This is a genomic window from Streptomyces sp. NPDC054757 (assembly GCF_053612185.1).
The window spans coordinates 220,252-226,633 of sequence record NZ_JBSHBW010000009.1; the positions used below are offsets into that span (position 1 = coordinate 220,252).

Annotated in this window: 5 protein-coding genes; 2 read left to right on the top strand and 3 right to left on the bottom strand. The window is 70.8% G+C overall.

What is annotated here, in order from left to right; translation table 11 throughout:
• Window positions 1-148 precede the first annotated feature (148 nt).
• Together ACWGKJ_RS14555 and ACWGKJ_RS14560 are read right to left on the bottom strand one after the other, a co-directional pair.
• Entirely contained in the window at window positions 149-1,117 is a 969-nt protein-coding gene (locus ACWGKJ_RS14555) for a Yip1 family protein (RefSeq protein ID WP_385032691.1), read from the bottom strand.
• 186 nt (window positions 1,118-1,303) lie between these two features.
• Entirely contained in the window at window positions 1,304-3,562 is a 2,259-nt protein-coding gene (locus ACWGKJ_RS14560) for a heterodisulfide reductase-related iron-sulfur binding cluster (protein ID WP_385032694.1), read from the bottom strand.
• A gap of 293 nt (window positions 3,563-3,855) precedes the next feature.
• Here ACWGKJ_RS14560 and ACWGKJ_RS14565 point away from each other — a divergent pair, with 293 nt between their 5' ends.
• Window positions 3,856-5,226 carry a WecB/TagA/CpsF family glycosyltransferase gene (locus ACWGKJ_RS14565; RefSeq protein WP_385032697.1) on the top strand — a complete coding sequence of 457 codons (1,371 nt, stop codon included), beginning with the start codon at window positions 3,856-3,858 and terminating at the stop codon, window positions 5,224-5,226.
• Window positions 5,227-5,385: 159 nt separating this feature from the next.
• Here ACWGKJ_RS14565 and ACWGKJ_RS14570 read toward each other — a convergent pair whose 3' ends face one another.
• Window positions 5,386-5,799 carry a rodlin gene (locus ACWGKJ_RS14570; RefSeq protein ID WP_385032701.1) on the bottom strand — a complete coding sequence of 138 codons (414 nt, stop codon included), beginning with the start codon at window positions 5,797-5,799 and terminating at the stop codon, window positions 5,386-5,388.
• A 268-nt stretch (window positions 5,800-6,067) separates the two neighbouring features.
• Here ACWGKJ_RS14570 and ACWGKJ_RS14575 point away from each other — a divergent pair, with 268 nt between their 5' ends.
• A complete protein-coding gene (locus ACWGKJ_RS14575; RefSeq protein ID WP_453315742.1) occupies window positions 6,068-6,307 on the top strand; it encodes a chaplin in 240 nt (79 codons plus the stop codon).
• Window positions 6,308-6,382 lie beyond the last annotated feature (75 nt).

Sequence of the window (6,382 nt, forward strand, 5' to 3'; positions counted from 1 at the left end):
GCCCTGTGCCGTCCCGTGACAGCAGTGAGGCCACCCGGGCGGTTACCGGGTGGCCTCACTGCTGTGCGGCGCGCGGGGAGCCCCAGGGGGCCCGAGGCTGCGGCACAGTGCTCGGATCGTGCCGCGCTCGGATCGTGCCGCAGCTGCTTCAGATCGTGCCGAGCTTCAGGAGCAGCAGCAGGGCGATCAGCTGGATCGACGAGGCGGCCAGCGCCTTCGGCCACGGCAGATCGTGCGACTTGCTCACCATCGAGGTGAACAGCGCGCCCGCCGCGAGCCAGGTCACCCAGCCCAGCACCTGGACGAAGCCGTTCTCGCCGCCCAGGAAGAGCGCGAAGAGCAGCCGCGGCGCGTCCGTGATCGACATGATCAGCATGGAGAGGCCCACGGTCGGCTGCCATGAGCCGTCGCCGCCGAGCTGACGGGCCAGCGTATGGGTCACCGCGCCCAGCAGCAGACCGCCGATGACGAAGGCGACACCGGTCGTCAGGACGTACGGAACGGCGTTGGCCAGCGTCGCGTGGACCGCGTCCTCACGGGCCTGGTCGAAGCCGAAGAGGGCGAGCAGCCCGTAGACGAACGTGACGGTCAGCGCCGGGCCCCACACCTTGTGGTCGCGCATCTGCCAGAAGGTCGGCCCCGGGCGCATGACGATGCCGCTCAGCAGCTCCTTCCAGTGCAGCCGAGGCCCCACGGGCGGTGCGGCGCTCTGTCCTGCGCGGTAGGTGTTGCCGTCGCCGTACGGGTCATCGCCGATGCTGAAGGCCTGCGTGTGACCGGGGTTGTCCGCGCTGTTCGCGTACGGGTCGGCGGGCGGCCCGCCGTACCCGGCCTGCCCGCCCTGGTACGGATCGCCCGGCCCCTGCCCGTACCCCTGGCCCGGGTACGGCTCTCCGAAGTACTCGGGCTCCCCGTACGGCTGCCGGCCCTGCGGGGGCCACTGGGGCTGCTGCGCACGCGGGGGCGCCGACCGGGGCGCGGCGGTGCCGCCGTACGGCGGAGGCGGCGGTGCCTGCCTGCCGTACGGCTGCTGCTGCGAGCCCCGCTGCTGCTGCCGCTGCGGGTTCTGTTGGGAGGTGCGGTTGTCCCGGCCGCGTCCGATCCTGAATCCAGCCACGCTTTCGAACGTACCCGCTCCCGCCCGGCCGGGGGCCCGACCTGGGAGAACGGGCCGGGCTTTGCGGCCGAGCTGTGACATCCCCTGGCCGTGTCCGGGGCGCGCGGGCGCCTCCCGGAAGGGTGCGGGGCACGCGAAAGGGCCGGGACCGCCCGGAGGCGGAACCGGCCCCTGCCGCGTACCGCGTTACTTCACCGGCTCGGGCTCCGGTGCGTCCTCGTCGGCCTGGTCGTCCGCCGGGTCCGCGGGAAGCTTCACCGAGTCGAGCAGCAGCTGCGCCACATCGACGACCTGGAGCGATTCCTTCGCCTTGCCGTCGTTCTTCTTGCCGTTGACCGAGTCGGTCAGCATCACCAGGCAGAACGGGCAGGCGGTGGAGACGATGTCCGGGTTGAGCGAGAGGGCCTCGTCGACGCGCTCGTTGTTGACGCGCTTGCCGATGCGCTCCTCCATCCACATCCGGGCGCCGCCGGCCCCGCAGCAGAAGCCGCGCTCCTTGTGCCGGTGCATCTCCTCGCTCCGCAGTCCCGGCACCTTGGCGATGATCTCGCGCGGCGGTGTGTAGACCTTGTTGTGGCGGCCCAGGTAGCAGGGGTCGTGATACGTGATCAGACCCTCGACCGGGGTGACGGGGATGAGCCTGCCCTCGTCGATGAGGTGCTGGAGCAGCTGGGTGTGGTGGATGACCTCGTACTCGCCGCCGAGCTGCGGGTACTCGTTGGCGATGGTGTTGAAGCAGTGCGGGCAGGTCGCGACGATCTTCTTCGAAGCCTTCGGCTTCTTGGTGCTCTCGTCCTCGCCGTACGCCATGTTCAGCATCGCGACGTTCTCCTGGCCGAGCTGCTGGAAGAGCGGCTCGTTGCCCAGGCGGCGGGCGGAGTCACCCGTGCACTTCTCGTCGCCGCCCATGATCGCGAACTTGACGCCCGCGATGTGCAGCAGCTCCGCGAAGGCCTTGGTGGTCTTCTTCGCCCGGTCCTCCAGGGCGCCCGCGCAGCCGACCCAGTAGAGGTAGTCGACCTCGGTGAGGTCCTCGACGTCCTTGCCGACGACCGGGACCTCGAAGTCGACCTCCTTGGTCCACTCGATGCGCTGCTTCTTGGCGAGCCCCCAGGGGTTGCCCTTCTTCTCCAGGTTCTTGAGCATCGTGCCCGCCTCGGACGGGAACGCGGACTCGATCATCACCTGGTAGCGGCGCATGTCGACGATGTGGTCGATGTGCTCGATGTCGACCGGGCACTGCTCCACGCAGGCACCGCAGGTGGTGCAGGACCACAGCACGTCCGGGTCGATGACGCCGTTCTCCTCCAGCGTGCCGATCAGCGGGCGCTCGGCCTCGGCGAGCGCCTCGGCGGGCACGTCCTTCAGCTGCTCATCGGTGGCCTGCTCCTCGCCCTCCATGTTCTTGCCGCCGCCTGCGAGCAGATACGGCGCCTTGGCGTGCGCGTGGTCGCGCAGCGACATGATCAGGAGCTTCGGCGAGAGGGGCTTGCCGGTGTTCCAGGCGGGGCACTGCGACTGGCAGCGTCCGCACTCCGTGCAGGTGGAGAAGTCCAGCAGGCCCTTCCAGGAGAAGTGCTCGACCTGCGAGACACCGAACACGTCGTCCTCGCCCGGGTCCTCGAAGTCGATCTCCTGGCCGGCCGAGGTCATCGGCAGCAGCGCGCCGAGCGCCGTGGAGCCGTCCGCCCTGCGCTTGAACCAGATGTTAGGGAAGGCGAGGAAGCGGTGCCAGGCGACACCCATGTCCGTCTTGAGCCCGACGACGATCATCCAGATGAAGGACGTGCCGATCTTGATCATCGCGGTCAGGTAGACCATGTTCTGCAGCGTGCCCACGCTGGTCCCGCGGAACGCCGCGACCAGCGGGTACGACAGGAAGTACGCGGCGTCGTAGCCGTGCACCCCGGCCAGGGCGCCCTCCAGGCCGCGCAGCGAGTAGATCGCCAGGCCGATGATGAGGATGACGGCCTCGACGAAGTACGCCTGGCCGAAGTTCGAGCCCGCGAACCGGGACTTGCGGCCCGGCCGGTCCGGCTTCGAGAGCTGGCGGATCACGATCAGCGTGAGGATGCCGAGCGTCGTCATCACACCGATGAACTCGACGAACATCTCGTACGGCAGCCAGTGGCCGATGACCGGCAGCACCCAGTCGGCCTTGAAGAGCTGGCCGAGTGCGTTGAGCAGGGTCAGCACGAGCGAGAAGAACCCGACCGCGACGAACCAGTGCGCGAACCCGACGATGCCCCAGCGGTTCATCCGGGTATGGCCGAGGAACTCCCTGACCACCGTGATCGTCCGCTGGGCCGGTTCATCGGTACGGGTGCCCGCGGGCACGTTCTGACCGAGCCGCACATAGCGGTAGATCTGGGCGATGGCTCGGGCGAACAGCGCGACACCGACCACGGCGAGTACCAGCGACACAATGATCGCGGCGAGTTGCATGGGGGCTCCTCGGGCCTGCGAGGTGGGGATCCGCTGGGGGTCCAGCGGTGACAGTGATTCTCAAGTGATTACTAAGCAGTAACTTAATGCAGTCCGTGCTGAGAGTACCCACTTATCCCACTGCGATGTACCGGAGCAGGCGGTGATCTGCGTCGCTCAGGGTCCCCTCATCGGATGTCTGCCGTCCAATCGTGTTACTCACCGCATAGTGGTGCATAACGAACTAGCTTGTGGATCGTTCGAGCTGGATGCCCGGGTGGCATCACCCCGATACCGCAACCGATGGACGGCGCATGAGCCAGGCGATCTCCCGCACCGACGGCCCCGACGACCTGCCCGCCCACGGCCTCCCCGCCGGAGACGCCGCTGCCCACGGCGTTCCTGCCCAGGGCCTTCCCGCCGGAGACTTCCCGGCCCACGGCGTTCCGGCCCACGGCGTTCCGGCCCGCGGCGTTCCGGCCCGCGGCCTGCCGCCCACCGTCCGCTGCGCCGGAATCCCGCTCACCCCGCTCGCCCCGGCAGCGGCCGCGGAAGCGCTCGTACGTCTCGCCGTGCGGGGCGCCGCTGCGGACGTCCACCTCTGCGGGGCCGCCACTTTCGCCCACGCCGACCGGGACCCCGCACTCCGGCGGCTGCTGCGCTCGGCCGCGCTCGGCCTGCCCGCCGGGCGGGGCCCGGCGTGGGCGGTGCGGCACGGCGGACGGCCGGTGGCACCGGTGTACGGGACGGACCTGCTGCTCGACACCGTCAGAGCCGGGCTGCGCGAGGGCCTCAGCCACTATCTGCTCGGAGCGGAGGAGCCCGGGGCGTACGGACCGGCCGCGGCGGCCCGGCAGCCGGCCGGCGACGGGCCGACCGCCGCGCTGCTGGTGCGCTACCCCGGCGCCCGGGTCGCGGGCGCAGGACCGCTGCCGGGCCGGGGAGCCACCGCCGAGGTCTGGGCGGCGACGGTGGACCGCGTCCGGGAGAGCGGCGCCCGGATCGTCTGGATCAGCGGGTCCGACACCGCCCGGCAGCACAGCGCGGCCGCCCGCCTCGCCGCCGCACACCCCGCGGTGTACGTCGCGGCGGGCCCGGCCTTCGCCCTCGTCCGCGGTGGCCGGGCGCCGTTGCGGACGCGGTGGCGGCGGGGGGCGGCCGAGGTGCGGAACCAGGTGGGCTTCCTGCGGGCCGCGGCCCGGGGGAAGGCCCGGGGCCGCGGCCCGTACCGCGAACTCGCCCAGCTCCTCGCCGACGCCGAGATCGACCTCGTCCTGGACACGGGTCCGGACGCCGGGGCGTACCGGGCGGGGCTGCGCCGGGCCGGATACCGGGGGCGCGTGGTCTCGTTCGAGGTGCTGCCCGTACCGCGCGGGCAGCTGCTGCGGTGCGCGGCGGACGACCCCGGGTGGTCCGTACTCCCGTACGCGCTGGGCGACGGGCGCGGCCCCGGGGGCGGTCACCGGCTGGACCTGCTGTGGGAGGCGGTGACCGCGCCGGGCGAGCGGCTGTTCGTACGGCTGCGGGCGCCGGGCCACGAGGAGCGGCTGCTCGAAGGGGCCGGGGCGTACGCGGCCGAGTGTGTCGGCCTCCAGACGCGGGGGGAGCGCCCCGGCCCGCTGCCCGGCTACACGGCGGTGCCGTCGCCGGTGCCGGGCGACACGGTGCTGTTCCGGCGCGGGTGAGGCGCCCGGCCACCGTACGTACGGATGCCGAGGGCGCGTGAGGGCGGACATCGTGAGGGCGGACATGAAGAGGCCCTGGTAGCGGCTTGCGCTGCTACCAGGGCCTCTTCACTGCTCCACCGGGACATCAGTGTCCGGAGGTCGGAGGAGCGTCGGTGGTCAGCGACCGTTACCGGCGCCGTTGCCCGAGAGGATCGGGATGTTGTCCAGGAGGTGCGACAGGGCCTCGTCACCCTTGGCCTGGGTGGAGTTCTCGGTGCACTGCTGGGTCTGCGGCGAGGACAGGATCGGGATGTCCTGGACGGAGATCGGGACCACGCCGACGAGCGAGCCGAGGTTGGCCTTGGCCGGGAGGGCGATGCAGGGCTTGTTCAGCGAACCCTGGATCAGGCCGATCTGCGGGCTCATGTTGCCGTACGTGGCGGAGTTGCCGAACGCCTGCTGGGCACCGTTGCCACTCAGCGACGTAGTGCTGTCGCCGTGGCCGACAGCCATGGCCGGCGACGCCATCATCGCGCCCGCGCCTGCCATCGTGAGGGTGGCCGCCGCAGTGGCCATAGCCTTCTTGATCATTTCGCGTCCTTCTGTTGTGCACGAGTGCCCGCTTCCGGAGCGCTCTGATCAACTGCCGGACCGCCGATTGGTTCCGGCGCTTCACTCATATGGCTTCTTGTCGCGGGCGTGCGGGAAGCGGGTTGACGCACCACGCCGGCCAGGTTTTCCGCCGTTGGGCCGAACAGGTTCCATGGGCCAACCGGCCGTGTCGCGGCGCGCCGGCGTTCGTTGCGCATCGAGTGGGTCCTGATTCAGGGCACAACATCGAAGAGAAGGTGCGACTCCCATGAACACTGCCAAGAAGGCAGCTCTCGTCCTTGCCACCGCGGGCCTCGCCGCCGGCGGCGCCGCCGGCTCCGCGTTCGCCGACGCCGGCGCCGAGGGTGCGGCCGTGGGCTCGCCGGGCGTCCTCTCGGGCAACCTGGTCCAGGTCCCGGTCCACGTCCCGGTCAACGTCTGCGGCAACACCGTCGACGTCATCGGTCTGCTGAACCCGGCGTTCGGCAACACCTGCATCAACAAGTGACACCCTGATCCGGCCGGACCGGTGACATCCGGTCCGGCCGGACAGCAGAAGTGGCGGTATCCGCACTGCGGATAC